23 protein-coding genes are annotated in these 17,303 nt (G+C 55.2%); all 23 read right to left on the bottom strand.

Going from position 1 to position 17,303, the window contains the following annotated elements:
• Positions 1–96: 96 nt before the first annotated feature.
• Positions 97–1,026: a type II secretion system F family protein gene (locus NFR87_RS00640; RefSeq protein ID WP_055271713.1), complete on the bottom strand. Its 930-nt coding sequence runs from the start codon at positions 1,024–1,026 to the stop codon at positions 97–99.
• Positions 1,023–2,399 (bottom strand): ATPase, T2SS/T4P/T4SS family, encoded by a 1,377-nt coding sequence (locus NFR87_RS00635; RefSeq protein ID WP_055271715.1) that lies wholly within the window; start codon positions 2,397–2,399, stop codon positions 1,023–1,025. The genes NFR87_RS00640 and NFR87_RS00635 overlap by 4 nt, the downstream gene beginning before the upstream one ends.
• Positions 2,389–3,144, bottom strand: a complete 756-nt coding sequence (locus NFR87_RS00630) for an AAA family ATPase (RefSeq protein WP_065533977.1) — start codon at positions 3,142–3,144, stop codon at positions 2,389–2,391. The genes NFR87_RS00635 and NFR87_RS00630 overlap by 11 nt, the downstream gene beginning before the upstream one ends.
• Entirely contained in the window at positions 3,134–3,976 is an 843-nt protein-coding gene (gene cpaB / locus NFR87_RS00625; RefSeq protein WP_065533976.1) for a Flp pilus assembly protein CpaB, read from the bottom strand. Before cpaB ends, NFR87_RS00630 begins: the two co-directional genes overlap by 11 nt.
• 18 nt (positions 3,977–3,994) lie before the next feature.
• Positions 3,995–4,441 carry a prepilin peptidase gene (locus NFR87_RS00620; RefSeq protein ID WP_055271721.1) on the bottom strand — a complete coding sequence of 149 codons (447 nt, stop codon included), beginning with the start codon at positions 4,439–4,441 and terminating at the stop codon, positions 3,995–3,997.
• Entirely contained in the window at positions 4,438–4,971 is a 534-nt protein-coding gene (locus tag NFR87_RS00615) for a DUF3848 domain-containing protein (RefSeq protein ID WP_251445148.1), read from the bottom strand. The genes NFR87_RS00620 and NFR87_RS00615 overlap by 4 nt, the downstream gene beginning before the upstream one ends.
• A 287-nt stretch (positions 4,972–5,258) precedes the next feature.
• Positions 5,259–6,575: a DNA cytosine methyltransferase gene (locus NFR87_RS00610; protein ID WP_009260010.1), complete on the bottom strand. Its 1,317-nt coding sequence runs from the start codon at positions 6,573–6,575 to the stop codon at positions 5,259–5,261.
• Positions 6,576–6,583: 8 nt separating this feature from the next.
• Positions 6,584–7,066 (bottom strand): DUF3849 domain-containing protein, encoded by a 483-nt coding sequence (locus NFR87_RS00605; RefSeq protein ID WP_009260011.1) that lies wholly within the window; start codon positions 7,064–7,066, stop codon positions 6,584–6,586.
• On the bottom strand, positions 7,066–7,389 hold the full coding sequence (locus NFR87_RS00600; protein ID WP_009260012.1) for a hypothetical protein: 324 nt from the start codon (positions 7,387–7,389) through the stop codon (positions 7,066–7,068). Before NFR87_RS00600 ends, NFR87_RS00605 begins: the two co-directional genes overlap by 1 nt.
• Before the next feature lie 9 nt (positions 7,390–7,398).
• Positions 7,399–7,608 carry a hypothetical protein gene (locus tag NFR87_RS00595; RefSeq protein WP_009260013.1) on the bottom strand — a complete coding sequence of 70 codons (210 nt, stop codon included), beginning with the start codon at positions 7,606–7,608 and terminating at the stop codon, positions 7,399–7,401.
• 11 nt (positions 7,609–7,619) lie between these two features.
• On the bottom strand, positions 7,620–8,456 hold the full coding sequence (locus NFR87_RS00590; RefSeq protein ID WP_065533975.1) for a conjugal transfer protein TrbL family protein: 837 nt from the start codon (positions 8,454–8,456) through the stop codon (positions 7,620–7,622).
• A gap of 70 nt (positions 8,457–8,526) precedes the next feature.
• Positions 8,527–8,808, bottom strand: coding sequence for a SpoVG family protein (locus tag NFR87_RS00585; protein WP_065533974.1), 282 nt, complete (start codon positions 8,806–8,808; stop codon positions 8,527–8,529).
• Positions 8,809–8,868: 60 nt separating this feature from the next.
• Positions 8,869–9,132 carry a DUF6133 family protein gene (locus tag NFR87_RS00580; RefSeq protein WP_065533973.1) on the bottom strand — a complete coding sequence of 88 codons (264 nt, stop codon included), beginning with the start codon at positions 9,130–9,132 and terminating at the stop codon, positions 8,869–8,871.
• Positions 9,133–9,209: 77 nt separating this feature from the next.
• A complete protein-coding gene (locus tag NFR87_RS00575; RefSeq protein WP_055271749.1) occupies positions 9,210–9,572 on the bottom strand; it encodes an Mbov_0395 family pilin-like conjugal transfer protein in 363 nt (120 codons plus the stop codon).
• 16 nt (positions 9,573–9,588) lie between these two features.
• Positions 9,589–11,145 (bottom strand): VirD4-like conjugal transfer protein, CD1115 family, encoded by a 1,557-nt coding sequence (locus NFR87_RS00570; protein WP_065533972.1) that lies wholly within the window; start codon positions 11,143–11,145, stop codon positions 9,589–9,591.
• Between the two features lie 9 nt (positions 11,146–11,154).
• Positions 11,155–11,601: a TRAG family protein gene (locus NFR87_RS00565; RefSeq protein WP_065533971.1), complete on the bottom strand. Its 447-nt coding sequence runs from the start codon at positions 11,599–11,601 to the stop codon at positions 11,155–11,157.
• Positions 11,598–12,311 carry a DUF7768 domain-containing protein gene (locus NFR87_RS00560; protein WP_009260020.1) on the bottom strand — a complete coding sequence of 238 codons (714 nt, stop codon included), beginning with the start codon at positions 12,309–12,311 and terminating at the stop codon, positions 11,598–11,600. Before NFR87_RS00560 ends, NFR87_RS00565 begins: the two co-directional genes overlap by 4 nt.
• Positions 12,312–12,319: 8 nt before the next feature.
• The gene (locus NFR87_RS00555; RefSeq protein WP_065533970.1) at positions 12,320–12,688 is read right to left on the bottom strand and encodes a hypothetical protein; all 369 of its coding nucleotides are present in this window, start codon (positions 12,686–12,688) and stop codon (positions 12,320–12,322) included.
• Positions 12,681–12,968 carry a hypothetical protein gene (locus tag NFR87_RS00550; protein WP_009260022.1) on the bottom strand — a complete coding sequence of 96 codons (288 nt, stop codon included), beginning with the start codon at positions 12,966–12,968 and terminating at the stop codon, positions 12,681–12,683. Before NFR87_RS00550 ends, NFR87_RS00555 begins: the two co-directional genes overlap by 8 nt.
• A 3-nt stretch (positions 12,969–12,971) precedes the next feature.
• Entirely contained in the window at positions 12,972–13,655 is a 684-nt protein-coding gene (locus NFR87_RS00545) for a hypothetical protein (protein WP_009260023.1), read from the bottom strand.
• 583 nt (positions 13,656–14,238) lie between these two features.
• Positions 14,239–15,450 (bottom strand): ATP-binding protein, encoded by a 1,212-nt coding sequence (locus NFR87_RS00540; RefSeq protein ID WP_065533969.1) that lies wholly within the window; start codon positions 15,448–15,450, stop codon positions 14,239–14,241.
• A gap of 121 nt (positions 15,451–15,571) precedes the next feature.
• Positions 15,572–16,807, bottom strand: coding sequence for a MobP3 family relaxase (gene mobP3 / locus NFR87_RS00535; protein WP_087359744.1), 1,236 nt, complete (start codon positions 16,805–16,807; stop codon positions 15,572–15,574).
• Positions 16,788–17,270: a ribbon-helix-helix domain-containing protein gene (locus NFR87_RS00530; RefSeq protein WP_009260027.1), complete on the bottom strand. Its 483-nt coding sequence runs from the start codon at positions 17,268–17,270 to the stop codon at positions 16,788–16,790. The genes mobP3 and NFR87_RS00530 overlap by 20 nt, the downstream gene beginning before the upstream one ends.
• Between the last annotated feature and the right edge of the window lie 33 nt (positions 17,271–17,303).

Here is a 17,303-nt window from a genome sequence, read left to right as displayed (position 1 = left end):
TTTTTGCGCTTTGAATTGGAAATATCAGGTTCCTTCATTTCCGCAAACTCAAAATAGTGGAAATATCCCACCTGATTTTGGAGTAGATAGTTCCACTTATCTTTTATACTCCACTGGCTTTGTCAGCCGGATGACCGCCGCAAAGGAAATGAGCAGCACCAGCAGACACACCGCCAGGATGCCTTTGCCGAAGCCCGTGTTCACCAGCACATTGTACCAGTCTTTGTTCAGGAAGTAGAGCAGAGGGATGTTGCCCACCAGCAGGAAGGCCATCGTGATGAACTCCTTGAACGGCTCGTACATCAGGTAGTCCAGCTCCGCCGCCACGATCCGCATATCGGACAGCTTGCCGATGATGGGGGTGAGCGTGCTTTTCAGGCTCTTATCATCCTGACAGGCGATGGCGGCGTCCACCCATTCCCGGAAGATGTAGTTGTCCAGCTTGGGCTTCATGTTGGAGAGGGCCTGCTTCACATCTGCGCTTATCATGCCGGTTTCCGCTAAAAAGCCCCGGAACACATCGGCAACAGGCGGGTTCAGGTAGTGGATGTTTTCCTCTATGGCGGTGATGATGCTCTCGCTGCGCAGATAGGAGCTGGTGATGATGGACAGCCCGGTTTCAATCTCGTTGTTCATCAGCTTTTTATAGCTGTGGGAGGTGAACAGGACATACCAGAACGGGATCAGCCCCATGCCCGCCGCCAGAACCGGCAGCATGAAATAGTTTTGAATCACAATGCAGATCACCGCGCCCATAGCCGCCAGGAACAGGGAAAGGGCGCAGAGGGCGGCAAACTTGCCGCCCCTGCCGGTCAGGATCATCATTTCCTTGGCTTCCCGCACCGTCTTTTGGATGCCCTTGGCCCCTCTGGGGTGGTTGAGCTGCCCGATCTTCTTGGAGATCGGCGGCTCCCGGCTGGCAAAGGATTTCGTCAAGTCCTCCGCAAACTCAAAGGGCGTCATGTTCAGCAGCAGGAAAATGCCGGCCAGCATACCGGCAAAGGCCAGCAGAATCAGTACAATCAAGCGGTTTCCTCCTTCCCATCGTTTATATCCATCCGCCCACCGGCGATCTGCTCCAGCAGGCGGGGCGGCATCCCATTCTCCAGCAGCCGCTTTTGCAGGCTTGCCGAGATCGTGGACACCTTTTGAAATTCACCGCGCACTTTTATCTTGCCGTCCTCCACGGCGGTTTCCGATACATGGTAGCGGTAGAGGGTGTGGAGCTGCCGTGTACCGTCCTCCAAAATCTCACATTCAGTAATTTCCATCACCCTGCGGCTGTTGTCCTCCAGCTTCTTCACAAAGAGGACAATGGGAAACGCCTCCGTCACCAGGTTATACAGGGTCTTGTCGCCCATATCGTATTTCTGGGTACACAGCGTCACCATGCGGTAGTAGGTGGCCTTGCAGCTATTGGCATGGGTGGTGGTAATGACCGCGTGGCCGGTGCGGGCCGCCTCCTGCGCCGCAAACGCTTCCGCCGACTTCATCTCGCCCACGCACACCACATCCGGGTCGCAGGTCAGGGCAAACTCCAAAAGCCGCTCCTGATCGTAGTTCTGCTTGGGGTCATCGGAAAAACGGGTGACGGTGTGGACTACATTGTTGAGGACATTCCCCTCGGCGTCCTCCTTCACCAGATCAAACTCCCGGCACCCGTTTTCAATGGTGAAGATTCTCTTTTCATTGGGAATGGTAGAGAGAATCCAGCTCATCAGCGTGGTCTTGCCGCTGCCGGTGGAGCCGGTGACGCAAATGGACAGGCCGAACCGCAGCACCGCCGCCAGGAAATCCAGCATTTCGGCGGTGGCCGTCCCATAGCGGACAAAATCATCCCGCCCCAGCTTTTTGGGGTTTACGATTCGGATGGAAGCCGCCACGCCCTTGTCCTTGTCGGTCAGCGGATTGCCCAGAACCGTGATACGGATTTTATTGGAGAGATGGCCCACCACTCCCGGCTGGCTGTTGTCCAGGATCATCCCGGATTTATGAAGCAGCCTGCGGACCACATCCACGGCGTGCTGAGGACTTTGGAACCGCTCCTTGGAGGGGACCACGCGCCCATCCGCATAGGTGATCTTGGTGTCCTTCCAGGAGTTGATGTTGATCTCTTCCACATCGCTGGCAAAGAGGTAAGGAGTCAGGAAGGAGAACTCGGCCATTTCCGTATAGAGCTTGTCGATCAGGGCCTCGTGATCCATGCCCTCTACGCCCAGGCTGTAATCATTGAGATACTTGGCGATGTAGGCGGTGATCTGCTGGCGCTGTTCCTCCGGGTTGTCGGTTATCAGGGTGGAATACTTGCTGGCAAGGTACTCCTGCACCTGTGCCAGCACCTCCGCGAATGAGCGCGTGTTTTTGCTGGTGTTGAAAAAAAGGCCGATGTTATTTGCCATCCCCGAACACCTCCGCAGCGATGGCAGCGATGACCGGCTCGTAGCTCTTTGCCTCTTTCCCGGCAAGCGGTTCCAGCAGCTTCAGCGTGGCCGCCTGTTCCTCCACAATGGGAAGGTAAGGCAGCCGGTACTTCACCCCGCCAAATGAATTTTCGTATTCCATACCGCCCTGATAGGGCCGGGTGTTGGACAGCGCCCGGATGTGCTGCTCCGGCTTGAATTTCCGGTCCTCGATCAGCGGGAGGTAGGACGCAAAATAGGAGATCGCTTTCAGGTCGCACCCGCATACACGCAGCACATCGTCCGCCACCTCCAGCGCCGCCGTTGCCAGCACATTCCCGGTCAGGACACTGGTGCAGTCCACGATCACATAGTCCGCGATATGCCGCAGAAGCACCAGCATATCCACCGCCTTTTCCTTGCTGTACTCTGCGTAGGTAAACACATTTTCCCCAGCCTTGTAGCCCAGAAAGCTGATATAGGGGTGCTTTTCACAGGGGACACAGGTTTTCAATACCTGCTCCTGCGTCATGCCGGGAGCGGACAGCAGTTCGCCCACGGACACCTCCGGCAGCTTCCCCTCCGCAGCCACAGCCGGAAGCGGGGGCGCGGTAAGGTCGGTAAACACCAGCACCACATTTTTCTTCCGCTTGGCAAGCTCTGCCGCCAGCTTGACCGCCGTGACCGTCTTTCCGGCGCCGGGGCTGCCCCATACGGCAAGCATCTGTTTCTGCTTATTCGCCATCCGTTGTTTCCACCTCCTGTTCCTCTGTACTCTCTGCGGGCTGCTCACCGTCAACAGGGGCCTCCGGCTGGCTGCTCTCGTCCCCGGCCTCCGGCTCGGCAAAGAAGGCGTCCTGCGCCGCCAGGAACTTTTCGGCATTGGCGCGGGCGCCCCGGTAGACAAAGGCCAAGTGGAGGCTGTTGGATTCCTCCAAATGAGCTAAGAGCTGGGCCTGTTCGCTGTTCACCAGCAGGGTGATGGTGGCGGGCAGGGTTTCCTCCGGGTTTTCTTCTTCCTCATTTTCCACCGGTGCCTGATATTCCTTGTCCGCGCCGGAACTCTGGGTGGCGGCCAGGACCTCCACATATTTCAGCTCCGGGGGCTGGGTGGTTTCGCCGGTGTCCTTGTCGGTGGCAAAGAGCATGATAATATCGCCCGCCTCCACCTTACCGGAACCACCCTTGGCAAAGGTGGGGATGGTGACGGAGATCGCTACCTTGGAACCGTTCAGTCGGGTCAGGTACTCGTACTGCGTCAATGGCTCAGAGGACAGCCACGCCGTGTTCACATCGGTATTTTTCCGCAGCTCCACATAGGTGTATCTTCCCACCACCTCATCCAGCGAGGTGGCGATACTGTCCTCCATGCCGGAGGCCCCTCTGGTGTAGACCTCCACCATGTCCGCCGTGATGTATGTCCCCCGTGGAATCACCTCGGCTTTTACCCGGACGGCCTCCGTCTGGGCTTTCAGTCCCTCGTTGAAAAGCGGCGTGATTCCAAAGCAGACCAGGACTGCCAGCAGGATGCACACCGCGCCGATGACCGTCCGGCTCCGAAAAATATTCTTGTTCAACTTGATACCTCCACTCGTTTAGATTTGAAATACAAAAGCAGTCAGCCAGTAGGCGGCCACACCGCCGAAGCAGAAAAAGGGGGCCAGGGGCAGGCGCACCGCAGACAGCGGCCGTTTTTGCACACGGCATTCCACCATCCCGGCCAGCACCGCCAGCGAGAGGGAAAGGACGGCCTGTACCAGCCCCGGCCACACGCCCAGGACAAATCCGCAGGCCCCCATCAGCTTCACATCCCCGCCGCCAATGGCAAACCCGTCCCGTTTTATCAGAACCGCCGCCAGCAGGAAAGGGCCGCCTACCAGAAGCAGCCCCGCCGCAGACGCGGCAGGGCGGAACCCGATCAGCCCACACAGAAAGAGCAGGATCGGGATCAGGTTTGGGATCTCCCGGTTTCGCATATCCCACACAGCGGCGGACAGGAGCAGCAGGCCGAACAGAGTGCCCTTGACCATGAGCGGCGTCACCGCTCAACCTCCCCGGCAGGCTCTAAATCGGGATTATTCAGTTCTTCTCCATAGAGTTCATAGTAATCCTTCAGCTCCTGCGGCGGTTCCCCATTCACATGAAACTGACAGGAGCGAAGCTCTTTTTCCCGGCGCTGTACCGTATCCTGCATCGTATCTACAATACAGTCTAAAAAAGAGTAATCGTTATCCATCCACTCACTGAAAAGAACCGCCAATGGCTGCGGATAGGTCAAGAGGACATTTACCGTATCTTCAGGTAATTCATCTTCCATCTGGCATAGAAATTCCTCTTTTATCACTTTCTCATAAGCGCACCCCAAAATCTCTTTGGGCGGCAGAGCGGCGATCTCCTCCATGCGGGCGTCAAATTCCGCCTTGGCCCGATTGTAGAGAAGATCCGCCCGATACCCGGCGCCCTTGTCCTGGAGGAAGTAATAGACTACCTCGCTGATGTTCTCCGGGTCCATACAGCGGTCCGGGACGGGTGTATTTCGGAAAGTCCACGCCTGTTCCAGTACATTGTCCATCGCCAAAAGCATATCCCGCTGCGTATCACTCAGGGGGATGTTCTCCAATTCACTTTTGATGGCAAGCATCCCCTGAATCCGTGCAAAATAGGGATCGTCGGGCGCCAGTTCCTCCAGCGGTCTGGCCGCCTTATGGATTTCTTCGTCCAGCTTCTCTTTCAGTTTCTCTTGTTCCAGTTAAACCACCTCCTGCGGTCAGGCATACAGCCCGGAATAAAGAAGAATGGCGGTCAGTCCGGCCGCTATCCCGATCATTAGGGGCCACGGGTTCCATCCCTTTTGAAACATCATTTTGATTCCCCCTGTTCCAACGCCTCCTGCGCGGCGAGAATCTGCCTGCCCACGGCATAGACCACTTGAATGGTCACAGAGTTTCCCGCCTGCCGGTAGAGCTGATTGTCGCTGTTGACCGCCCGCGCCCGGTCAAACATTTCATCGGTAAAGCCTTGCAGCCGCCAGCACTCACGGGGCGTCAGCCTTCGAATCAGGCCGCATCCCGCAAACGGCGTCCCCTGATTGCAGGAGGTTTCCAGAGTGCCGGTGCAATCCTTTCCGACACGCCCACGCCTTGTCCGGCTGTCCGGAAACGCCAGATTGACGCTGTCCCCGCAGCGGGCAACCGCGTAGCCCTGTTTTGTGGCCTCCCGGATGTGCATACCGTAAGGGCATTTTTCACAGTCCTGAAGGAAAACGCCGTGGCGGTCCTGTGTTGTAAGCGTGAAGGCCGGTTCTCCGCACTCCTTGATCCGCCGCCCATTCTGCTTTTTTTCTTCCCGTTCCGGGGTAACGACAGCGCGGCAGCCGTAGAACACGCCGGAGTTATCGCCGCCCCGGTTGGTGATCCCGCTGTTATACTTGGTCTTGATGCACCGTGCATGGCTCGTCAGTTTGGGATTGCCATTACAGAGGTCAACGAAATACAGCCCGGTCTTTCCGCCCCAGCCGCCGGATTGGGCGGCCATCGTGACGCTGATGCCGGACGGGTCGTACACCCGCTGGCCCTGCATCCCGCCTATGAGTTGGACAAGAGCTTTTCCACGGCCCGCTGGGACAGGAAATACTTTTGGTCCACCTCCGGCTCCAGGATGTCGGCAAGCGACAAGGTAGACCCGCTCTCTGTTTTGAGGGGGGCCGAAATCCTTTGTATTGAGAAGTCCGTACTCGATATGGTAGCCGAGTGAGGCCAGCGTATCAAGAACGGCCGCAAAGTCCCATCCTCCATGAATGGACAGGAGATTCTTAACATTTTCAAGGACAATCCATGTGGGTCGATTTTCAGGACTTTGGCCTTTGACGAGTTCAGCAAGCGTAAAAAAGAGTCCGCTTCTTGCTCCGTTAATCCCTCGCTGACGGCCGCTGACCGAAATATCCTGACACGGGAATCCCGCTGCCCACAGGTCTGCTCTGGGGAGTTCTGCGGGGGTGACTTTTGTGATGTCCGCCGCATACCATTCATCCTCCTTTATATCGTGAATGGCTCTGTAACTGCGGTCGGCATATTTGTCGATCTCACAATGCCCCACACAGCGCATCCCGCACAGTTCAAAGCCCTTGCGGAAACCGCCGATGCCGGAAAAGAAGTCAAGGAATGTCATCTGCGCCATCGGCAGCCTCACATTTCTAACGCCATATCCTCATCAAGCTCTTTCTGTCCGTCATTCTCCATTTGAGCGATCGCTTCCTGTTCTTCCTCCAATTCCATCAGCTTCATAAAGATGGCGTTTGCAACGCACGGATCAATCTCCGTGACATACCGGGTGGTTGGGTCAACATGGTTTTCATCCCTCGGCGTCCGGGCGTCCGGGAAATCGGTCTGTCCGGCCCGGTCAAGCACCGCCTGATCGAAACGGGAATCCCAATCGGAAAACTGGACGGTGCGGGAGAGGACATAGATTGCCCGCTCCACGCCATAAAAGCGCACCAGCTCTCCAATGAAGGAATCCAATTCCCGGCTGTTCATGACGGTCATGGCCTTGGCCTGAATGAAATTCCGGCAGTCCATGTTGATGTTATAGCTGTCGCACCAAAGAGCCGCCTCATCCTTTCGGGCGGCTTCTTCCAGCGACGGATAGTAAACGGGAATGGCTGCGTACATTATTCAAGCCCCCATTCGTCCCCGTAGCGGTACGGGTAGATTTTCTGCCCGCTCAGGAACCGGACCAGGTTCTGCACCTGATCCACCACGGACAAATTGCTCTGGTCCTTGGTGGTCATCATCACCGAGCCAAAGATACCGGTCAGCGCCAGGACTACGGTGGTAGTCACATTGGCGGTAAACAGCCAGACCAGGGCGGCCGCGCCGCCCATCACCAGGGAGCCAATCAATGCCTGAAAGAGCTGCTTTTTTCCAAAGCCTGTGAACAGCTCCGCCTCCGGCTTCACGCCCAGAGGGATATACAGTTTCAAATCCTCGTCCATTCGCACCTCCTACGAATAGTAATACAAAATCAGGTCTTTGATCTGCCAGATGGATTCCGCGATCACATAGAAGATCACGGTGTTGCGGGCGCGTTTCTTGTACTGCGCCGCCTGTTCCTCGGCGGCAGCCAGCCGCACCATGCAGTAGATAAACCTCGCCGCAGCGCCCACACGCACCAGCAGGATGATGGCCTTTGAGAGATCGTCCATTGTCACCATCCGCCGTCACCTCACTTTCCCATGCCCCTGACCATCTGCACCAGGCGCACGGAATGGTATGCGTTGTTGACAATGGCTCCGCCACCGCCGCCTCCGGTCGTGATGATGAAGTCCTGAAGGAACTTCGGCGTCCGCACGGCCAGAATCATGCAGGCCACGCCCCAGAAGATGTGCATATTCATCATCAGCCCCACGCCCAGCTTGGCGAGGGCGATTTGGATAACCACCGAAAGGGCCGATTGAAAAAACTTGCTCATGTAGGGCTTGAACACGCCCTTGTCATTGTCGATCAGGCCCACGCAGGCCAGGGGCATCCCTACCCGCAAAATCAGAATCTCCAGCCCCCGCATAAGGAACTGGAAGTAGAGGATAAAGTACACGATAACGAACACCAGCCCAAAGATAGCAGTCACAAGGCCGAGTGTGGAGATGCCGGACACCCAGCCCGCCCAATCGTAGGCGGTGGCAAGGCCGATGGCCTCCAGCATCTTGTTACTCATTTCCTCCACGATCCCGGCAAGCCAGCCGTACATGGTGGGGAAACAGACCGCCACGGCCATCGCCTTGAAAAAGTTGGTCAGCAGGGCAATCGGTTCTTCATCCGCGTCGCCGTCAGACCACAGCACATAGGTTTCAAAGCCCTTTTTGAGAAATTTCAGGATGATAAGCGATACGCCAAAGCCAAACACAATATCAAACAGGGCTTCAAACAGATCAACACCAGCCAATGTGGACATATACTGCTCCGCGTACAGGGTCAGCGGCACAATGCCCTCCATCAGCCCGTCAATGTAGGCGATGGCTCCGTTGAGCAGGGCGACGATCAGCAGAACCAAAATATATTCCAACCAGCGGCCACCTCCTTTCCGGGGGCGGCCGGGGCCGCCCCCTTGTCGTATGAATGGAAAACGGGGCGGGTCAGGCGGCAGGCGTCCCGCCGCCCTCCGCCAGCGCCCGGTCATACTCGGCCAGCACCACGGCGGACAGCTTCTCCCGCAGCTCCTTCGTCATGGGGAAGCACTGTTCCGTCCATTCGCCTTTTACATTCCGGCGGCTGGGCAGGGACACGAACAGCCCCTTTTCACCCTCCACCACCCGGACATTCTTCACCAGAAAGCAATCGTCCAGGATGACGCTGCACACCGCCCGCAGCTTGTCGGGACCGGTCAGCGTCCGTTTGATCTCCGCTCTGAACTCCATAGAAAACCTCCTTGATAAAAAGTGTGGCGGGGCATAACGCCCCGCCGGTTCCGCCAAACATCAGCCCGCGTAATCGAACATATCCTTGATGCGCTGGGTAATGGTCGGCAGCACAGTGCTGTCCACAATGAGGTAGAGGCCCGCCAGGATCAGAGCGCCCAGGACAATGGAGATCAGCACCGTGATCGCCACATCAAGGGTGCCCTGCCCCTCACGGTTTACCAGCGCCTCCTTCGTGCGGCCTGCCAGCTCACGGGCCTTCTGCTTGGCCGTCCAGATGGAAGTCATAGCCTTAACCTGAGTGTTGCGGATGAAGTTAGCCATAATTTTTTCCTCCTATTGATGAAGTGATTTATTTAGTAAGGCGTGGGAATCGCCTGTACTACGAAAAAGCCCCCGGCTTACTGATAGTAGCCGAGGATCAGGTTCAGAGTGGCGGAACCAAGAACGGCGCCGATGCAGGACACCACGGCCACCACAATGCGGTTATTCCATTTCTTTTGATCCATCTCGTCAGCCATTCCGCGCCGGATGCAGAAGTAGATGATAAGCAGGCCGGACACCACCGGGGCCAGGACCATGAGCCAGGTGGTCAGGTCGCCAATCAACTGCTCGGTGCCCGTCACAATCTGGCTGTCCTCCACACCAGCCGCATAAGCCGGTGCGGACATGAAAAAAGAGGCGGCAAGTGTGGAAAGACCGACACCTGCCGCCCGGACGGACTTACGCAACCCGCCCATCGTCTGTTTTACTTTTTCTTTCATCAAAACCTCCTGAAATTTATTCATCATCAGAAGCGCCGCCCCCTGCGTTTTTCTGCTGCGCAAGGCGGCGCATGATGTCCTTTTGATAGTAGACCCAGATATTCCACAATGCGATCTCTTGCTTGGTATCGGTGATAACGGGCCGTTTGTTTTCCCGCTCCTCCCGCAGCTTCCGGTTATGCTCCATGTCTCCCATGCCCAGCATTTGATTGAACAGCCATTTGGAGAGGTCGGGGGCGTACATCATGGCCGGATGGTCCCGGCTGGTGATGATCTGATAGGGCCGCTTGACGCGCCGGACCTCATCCGTATTGAGTAGCTTACGCTCCGTCAGGCTGACGCTCTGGGAGCTGGACGGTGTGGTGAACCGCCCGTTGCTGGCCGAGAGCTGATAGCTGGATGTGGTGTAGCTACCCAGCTTGTCCGACATTTCCCGCAGGGTTTCCGGGTCATCGCTTTGGAGATAGGCCCAGATCTGGCAGTTGCCCTTGATGGTGTTGGCGATGTTGTCGCTGTACTTCTCCTTGAGCTGATCGAACCCCTGCACATAGAGGGCATAGCGCATCCCGCGCCCTGCCGCCACAGTGAGCTTGTTCGTCATATCGCTGATGGGGGTAAAATTTCCAAACTCATCCAGCAGGAAATTCACCCGCCGCTCCAACCGCCCGCCCCGGCGATCCGCCGCCTCCGCCAAAAGCTCATACTGCTGGGACACAATGAGAGAGGCAATCGGGTAAAAGGTGGTTTTCTCGTCCGGCAGGATCACAAAGAGTGCCTGCTTTTTAGTTCCCAGGTCGGAGAGCGTAAAATCGCTGGTATGGGTGATGGCGTAAATGGATTTCGAGGTAAACAGCCGTAGGGTGGTGAGGGCGGAGGTGTAAAAGCTACCTCTGGTGCGGGACGGGGCCACATCGGAGATGGAGAGCAGCGCCCGCGCCGGGTGGGTTGGCGACTGCTTTTTCAGATACTCCAGCAGGGGCATTTTATTCCCGATGGTACGGCACATCTCGGATATGAACCAATACACATTGGTCATATTCTGAAATTCCGGCCGCTTCTGGTTATCGCACACCACACAGAGGATGGCGGCGGCGATGATGGAACACTCGCCGTTCGTCCAGATTTTCTCTCCCTCCGGCTTGCCTACCAGATTATTGGTCAGATCCCAGGCCAGCATTTCCGCCCGGTCTGTGTCACCCTCGTTGATGGCGTCAATGACAGGCTGGAGAAGGTTGTAGCGCATACTCTTGGCCGGGTTCTTGAAGTCCAGCACCAGCACTTCATACCCCAGCTTTTTCAGAAATTCAGAGGTGTAGTGGAACAGCTCGGCCTTGGGGTCCGAACAGAAAATAGATTCCCCGGCAAGCCCCAGAAGGCAGATGCTCTCCAGTACCAGGCAGCGGGACTTGCCGGAACGGGTGGCGCCCACGCAGAGCAGGTGGCAGTCATCCCCCACAAAATAGATTTTTTCCTTGTCGCCCTCCTTTTTCATGCCCACCACCACGCCGCCTTTCGTCAGCGGGGCAGGCGGCGTGTCCTTGGGGATCACTTTAGGATGCAGATTCAGTTTCAAACAAACACCTCACTTTTTCATAAAATCCAGCCCATCACAACCGGTTTTCAGTAGTTCCCGCATGGCCGGGTCATGCGGGTCCAGGATGAAGCTGTCAAAGGCTTTTTCTTTTTCCGCGTCGCTCATCCAGCGGGCCGATCCATGCTGATACTGACCCACCGCCTTGGGGGTCTTGATCTCCGGCGTGATGGTATCCAGGTCGGATTCATAGGGCCGCATATTGGTGAGAAAGAACATCACGGCCAGCACACACACAAATCCTTGCAGGCAGAGGTACAGCATCAAATGTTGGCGGCTGGAAAACAGGCTGGCAAGGCAGTCCCCGATAGGAAGGAGGGAGAGCCGGGTGATTTTCCTCGTCAGCAGCCCATGAACAGCGGTGGAGAAAAAGAGATTCAGGACTGCGCCGGAAACAAAAATCAGCCCGCAGACCAGCAACTTCCCCTTGGTCCTCATGGCTCCAATTCCTCCCCATCCTCCAGTTCAGGGGCAAGGTTCTGTACGGCGGCCTCCAGCACCGCTTCCGCCGCCTCGCTGCGGATCGGCTTATCCGCGATCCATGCGGCCAGACTTTCCGGCTTTACGATACCGTAGAAGTCCTTGCGCTCCCAGTGAATGTACCGCCCATCCAGCAGGTTTTCCGCATAGACCGCCTGCCCTCTGGCTCCATAAATGCAGCCAAACCCGTCACGGGCATACCACAGGGAATCGTCTGCGGTCAAATCCATGCTGCTGCCGTAAGCCTCCGGTTTTAGGACAAGAATCTGTCCCTCATAGCTGCTCTTGCTGCTTCCCTCAATGCAGTCATCCAATCTAAGGAGGTGATCCTGCTGACGGATTTTAACTTTCTCCTGTACCATATCTTCCGGCACATAGAAAATGGGCATATAGAGCTTCTTTGCAAGTTCAATTTCTTCCCGCATCCCGGAAGAAATGGTGCTGCCCACTACCCAGAGGTCATCGCAACGCCACATCAGGTCGCGGCCCATCCGCAATCCCTGTTCACGCTGCTCCGGCTGTTCATCATCCAGATATTGCGTGAAGATCGTGTGGGGCGCCAAGGGAATCACCCCGCAGGATGCCGCATACGCACAGTAGTCCCTTGCTCTTTGGATATTCCGCTCCACATCCCCGCGCAGGGGGGATGAGATATAGACCAGCCGCAATTTATCACCTACCTTTCCAAATCCAGCCCATCCAGCTCTACATCGCTGATGGACGGCTCAAAGCCGGTGTCATAGGACACATCATCAAGCTGCCGGATAGCCTCCAATTGTGCTGCGGCCTTGGGGTCGATCACAAGCTCCTGCTCCAGCAGAGCGTCGGCAACAATGGCATTGGAAACTGGGTCGGTAAAGCACAGGGCCTCGCCGTCCTGTGTGGCCTGCTCCATGACGGACTCCGGCAGGATTTCCTCCGCAACGGCCTTGGGGATCTCAAGCCCCCGCTTTTTGGTGCCGACGATTTCATAGATACCCACGGCGATCTCGCCGCAGGTGATGATGTTTCCCCATATATCGGGATTTGGGCGCCCGTCACGCATACCTCACACCTCCATCTTCCTCATAAGGCATAAACGCAATCACAGAGAGATAGTCCCTCCCCAGCCGCCTCAAAAGCGCGTCCTGATGCTCCATGACCTGATCCACCACATTTTCCGGGCAGTACCGCATCAAATCCTTTACATAGCTGCCCACATCCAGCCCGATAGGGTCGGCCAGATATTCCTCGTCTGTCATGCCTTCAAGTTGCTGGTTCAGGTTGTGCTTATACATGAGAAACCGGGCGATAGCGATGGTCTGATTCCGCTTGCTGTTCATCATAGGCTATCCTCCCATCTCCATTTCATCATTCAGCCCAAATTCCATATCAAAATCAAAGTCCATGTCGGCCTCCCGCAGCTCCGGCATGATTTCCTCGATTTTGTCAAGAATCCGCTCCACAGATTCACGGGCGTCATTGGAAACATCGTGATCGAGTATGCTCATTTTGACCAGTCCGGCGTGAAGGACCCGCAATTCTTCCTCGCTGAATAGGGCCTTTTCGTCCACCAGGCCGCTGCGCTTGGCAAAATCCTGACCGGCAAACTCTTTGTTGTAAAAGACCTGACGCGCCAGCATTTCCCCGGAATCCGGGGCAGTGCGGTAGGTGGAGAACACATAGCCGAACAGGTGATGCTCCTTGCAGGCCAAAGTCACGCCGTTGTATTCCGCCAGCTTGTAGGAACCGTTGGGCAGCTTTTCGTTGGCGTCCGTGTAGGGGCAGTCCCGGCAGATGCCCGCCTTGACCGCCGTGTTCTGGGCGGTGTCGTTGATAAGCCGCATGACCTTTTCTTTCACAGCAATAAACGGGTTCTGGATCACCGTATCCGCCTTGGAAAAATAGGCCACAAGCTGATTTTTATAGTAGATGTCCGCAATATAATCCGAAGATTGGGACCGCTTTACATCAAAGCCCTTTCGGGCGAGCTGTTCAAAGAACAGCCGGTAAAAATCTGTTTTGCTCCGCAACCGGCAAACCTCCTTTTTACGAGTAACCCTTTCGTTTCATCACCTTTTTGAGAACTTCAATGAAATCAAAAATGCGCTCTGCCGCCGCCTGACTCCGGGGATAGGTGTGCGGCAGGGGTGGGCGCTTCTTCCGCTTCAGATCGTACCAGAGGCACCCGCCGTCCTTTCGGCTGGGGAACATACAGGACGGAACGGAAGTCCGTAAAGTAAAAGGGCACCCCCGGCAGGGATGCCCTTTGGGGTACTCATACAGCCGGGCCGTCAGGCGGGTCACGCCATAGGACCCTCTGGGGATAGACACCGGCACCCCGTTGTGCTTATAACTCGTTGTTACTGTGTTCATCCAATCTCCTTTCTCGAACCGGGCGGCCGGTTGTTGTATTTATCGGGACATAGAAGCGGGAATAAAAGCGGAGAAAATCATCAACTTTTTCAAGGGACTTTTCCTGCAAACCAAAAACTTTTTCAAGCGACTTTTATCAGCAAGTATCAACTTTTAGAAAAAATCTTCTGCCTCGAATCCAGCTTTCCAAAAGAAAATGCCCGCCTGATAAACAAGCGGGCATTTCATTGAGCTGTGTCTTTAATATTCAGAACTGAGCAGAAAATCGGCTATGTGCATGGTCTTGATCCCCTCGTAATTCCCCCCGGCAAATTCGTCCGTTGTAAGAACATATTTGGGGTAATTGTCGTGTATTTCAAGCAGCCGCTCATATTCCCGCTTTTCTGTCTTTTCCGAATTGATCTCCTGTGTGACCTGAACATAAATTTTCTCGTTCTGCCGCACCGCTACAAAATCAATCTCTCCATCGCTGGTCTTTCCCACATTGACGGTATATCCCCGGCGGCAAAGCTCCAGGTACACAATGTTTTCAAGGCTGGAAGCCACGCTGTCCGCGTTATAACCGAGAACGCTGTACCGCAGGGCGGTATCGGCCAGATAGAACTTTTCCTGAGTTTTCAGGATTTCCTTTCCCTGCAAATCGTATCTGGAGCAACGGTGAAGCAGATATGCCTTTTCCAGCTTTTCCAAATAACTGTAAACCGTTTCATTGTCAAGGGCGCGGCGCTCTGCTTTCAGGTAGTCCGCAATCGACTTTGCCGAAAAGGTGTTGCCGACATTGTTGAAGGTATATTTGACAACGCGCTCCAGTTGGTCGATTTTTCTGACCTGATTTCGTTTTACAATGTCTGAAAAGATTGTGGAATTATATATATCCCTGACAATCGTGTAGATCTCATCCTGAGAAAACTCCTGCAAATGGGTTGCCGGGAATCCGCCCAGACGGACATAATTTGCAAGCTCGGCTTTGGGTTCCCCGACAGTCGTGAACTTGCTTCTGAACATCAGATATTCGCTGAAGGACAGCGTAAAAATGCGGAAAGACACATACCGGCCAGTAAGGTAGGTGGAGATTTCCGAGGACATCATCCGGGAGTTGGAGCCTGTGATATACAGGTCAACATCAAAGTCGGACGCCAGGGAATTTACAACCTTTTCCCACCCCCTGATCTCCTGTACCTCGTCCAGAAACAGGTAGGTCTTTCCGTCCGGGCAAAGACGCTCCTTCAACTGTGCGTACATCTGCTTTGCCGTCATATCCTCAAATTCCATAGAATCGTAACGGCAGCTTATCATGCGTTCAGCCGGAATATTCCGCTCGGTCTTTAACCGTTCCATAATCATCTTCAATATTGTGGATTTCCCGCAGCGGCGTACCCCTGTGAGTATCTTTACAAACGGGGTATCGGCATAAGCCATGATCTTATCCACATATAACGGCCTGTCAATCATCGTGACCACCTCCATTTGTAAATAGTATATCGCAAAACCTGTTTGCGGTCAATTAGTTTTGCGATTATAAACCGCAAAACATTTCGACAATTTATTTGACTGCGGATTAGCCCAAGAAACACTACGGTTCCATACCCCTGTCCTTGTGCCGTAAATACCAGTCCTTTTTGGCGGCTTTGGAAAGATCACCTCCCATAGCCTTTTGGCAATCGTCGTACTCCATACCCATGTTGACGGCGTTCTGTTCTAACGCCATCAGGATTTCACAGATCAACCGCTCTGTATAGTAGGCTTTTCGGGCCTCGGCATACTCAAAAGCTCCGGTTTCCCGATCCTTGCGGAGCATGGTGCGTATGGCCTCCAATACCTTGTTGGCAATCAGTTTGTCCGCCTCCGCGATTCCTTTCTGCCGCTGTTCCTCCACATGGGCAGGGTCAGCGTCATAGAGCATGGAAAGCTGGCACTTGGCGTCCGCATACTCGTTTACCAGATCACCAATGTACTTACAGTCTGTTTTTAAGCTGCCGATAAAAGCATTCAGTTCGGCCTTAACTTCCTCCGGCAGCAATTTGTAGGCCAGACGGCCTTTTTTGGGCATCTTTTCTTTCAGGACAAACAGGCCGGGGATAAATCGGGCCATCCCATCCGCACTCAAAACACCATCAAGTGGGGCGGCTCCCAGCTCATCATCCGTGATATGGCCAAAGGCTTCCCGCAGTCGCTTGTATTCGGTAGGATGAAGCTGCTCCATATATTGCTCAAACTCATCAACCAGATCAACGGCAGCAGTAGTAAGCCGCTCTCTGGCCCGCTGCTTCGTTTCACAATACGCCTGTATTTTCTCCGCAAAGGTGTCACGGATCAACTGCCTGCGTATTTTATCCGGGATGCTGGGGTGAACAAAGGGGACCATAGTGCGCTGGTTCTTATCCCAGAACACCACATGGATGTGCGGATGGCCCCGTTCATTGTGGTGGGCAGCCACCCATTGTAGGTTCTGAACCCGGATTCCATTATACTTTGCCAGCGTTAAAATATGACGCTCCATATAGTCCTCCCAGGCTTTGCGATCGGTCAGCCCCAGCTCGGCCGCTGTTTCCGGGGAAAAGGAGATGATCCCTCGATACATATTCACTCGGCGGCAGGACAGCTCCCGCACCAGACGGGCCGCCTCCTGCCAGGTTGCAAACTCCTGTACCTCACCGGGTTCCAGCTTCCCGAACAGACCGTGGCGCATCCCCTCATTCTTTACCGCGCCGGGACGGGTGGCAATATAGCCGATGTGGGCATAGTTGCACTTGGGCGTCTTTTTCTGATTGGGGTGCCGGTGGCGCTGTTTATAAATCAGGATCGACACGACTGCCCCCCTGAACAGCTCGAATCGCTTTTTTCATTTCCTCGTCATCCAGAAAAATACGCAGGGCGTCGGCGTTCTTTTGGTTTGCAAACGCCAACGCCTTTTTTCGGGCCGCCGCCTCGATCTTCTCAAAAGAGGAATAGCGGTCCCGGTCGATCAGGTCTGCGATAATGGCGATATTGGCATAGTAGCCTGCGGCGGATATGATTGTCAGGCGGTTGATAAGTCCGGCCAGCCGGTTTCCCAGCCCCTTGATCTGGCCGCTGAGTTCCTGCCGGATCACGCCGCTTATCATGTCGATGTTCTCAGCGGTACTTTCCAAATCCAGGTATTCATCAATCGCCCGCCGTACCTCCTTAGAGAAGTCCGTCCCATTTCTGGCCGCCAGCTTATTGAGCGCCCGAATGGTGTCCGGGGGCAGATGGATGGTTTTGCGCTCGGTTCGGATCGGGGATTCTTTCAAGTCAAGCCTCCCTTCCATAAGGTGTGACAAAAA

Source organism: Vermiculatibacterium agrestimuris (assembly GCF_943193085.1).
GTDB classification, from domain to species: Bacteria; Bacillota; Clostridia; order Oscillospirales; family Oscillospiraceae; genus Vermiculatibacterium; species Vermiculatibacterium agrestimuris.
Note: the sequence above shows the minus strand (reverse complement) of the source record. Positions and strands in the feature narration are given on the sequence as shown.

Bases quoted from the DNA above. Each gene is read 5' to 3' on its own strand.
- NFR87_RS00600 (WP_009260012.1), bottom strand. From the start codon at position 7,389: ATGGACGAGGATTTGAAACTGTATATCCCTCTGGGCGTGAAGCCGGAG.
- NFR87_RS00540 (WP_065533969.1), bottom strand. From the start codon at position 15,450: ATGATTGACAGGCCGTTATATGTGGATAAGATCATGGCTTATGCCGAT.
- NFR87_RS00615 (WP_251445148.1), bottom strand. From the start codon at position 4,971: ATGGACAATGTACTGGAACAGGCGTGGACTTTCCGAAATACACCCGTC.
- NFR87_RS00610 (WP_009260010.1), bottom strand. From the start codon at position 6,575: ATGGCGCAGATGACATTCCTTGACTTCTTTTCCGGCATCGGCGGTTTC.
- NFR87_RS00635 (WP_055271715.1), bottom strand. From the start codon at position 2,399: ATGGCAAATAACATCGGCCTTTTTTTCAACACCAGCAAAAACACGCGC.
- NFR87_RS00630 (WP_065533977.1), bottom strand. From the start codon at position 3,144: ATGGCGAATAAGCAGAAACAGATGCTTGCCGTATGGGGCAGCCCCGGC.
- NFR87_RS00605 (WP_009260011.1), bottom strand. From the start codon at position 7,066: ATGTACGCAGCCATTCCCGTTTACTATCCGTCGCTGGAAGAAGCCGCC.
- NFR87_RS00595 (WP_009260013.1), bottom strand. From the start codon at position 7,608: ATGGTGACAATGGACGATCTCTCAAAGGCCATCATCCTGCTGGTGCGT.
- NFR87_RS00585 (WP_065533974.1), bottom strand. From the start codon at position 8,808: ATGGAGTTCAGAGCGGAGATCAAACGGACGCTGACCGGTCCCGACAAG.
- NFR87_RS00565 (WP_065533971.1), bottom strand. From the start codon at position 11,601: ATGAGGACCAAGGGGAAGTTGCTGGTCTGCGGGCTGATTTTTGTTTCC.
- NFR87_RS00555 (WP_065533970.1), bottom strand. From the start codon at position 12,688: ATGCGTGACGGGCGCCCAAATCCCGATATATGGGGAAACATCATCACC.
- NFR87_RS00575 (WP_055271749.1), bottom strand. From the start codon at position 9,572: ATGAAAGAAAAAGTAAAACAGACGATGGGCGGGTTGCGTAAGTCCGTC.
- NFR87_RS00580 (WP_065533973.1), bottom strand. From the start codon at position 9,132: ATGGCTAACTTCATCCGCAACACTCAGGTTAAGGCTATGACTTCCATC.
- NFR87_RS00550 (WP_009260022.1), bottom strand. From the start codon at position 12,968: ATGATGAACAGCAAGCGGAATCAGACCATCGCTATCGCCCGGTTTCTC.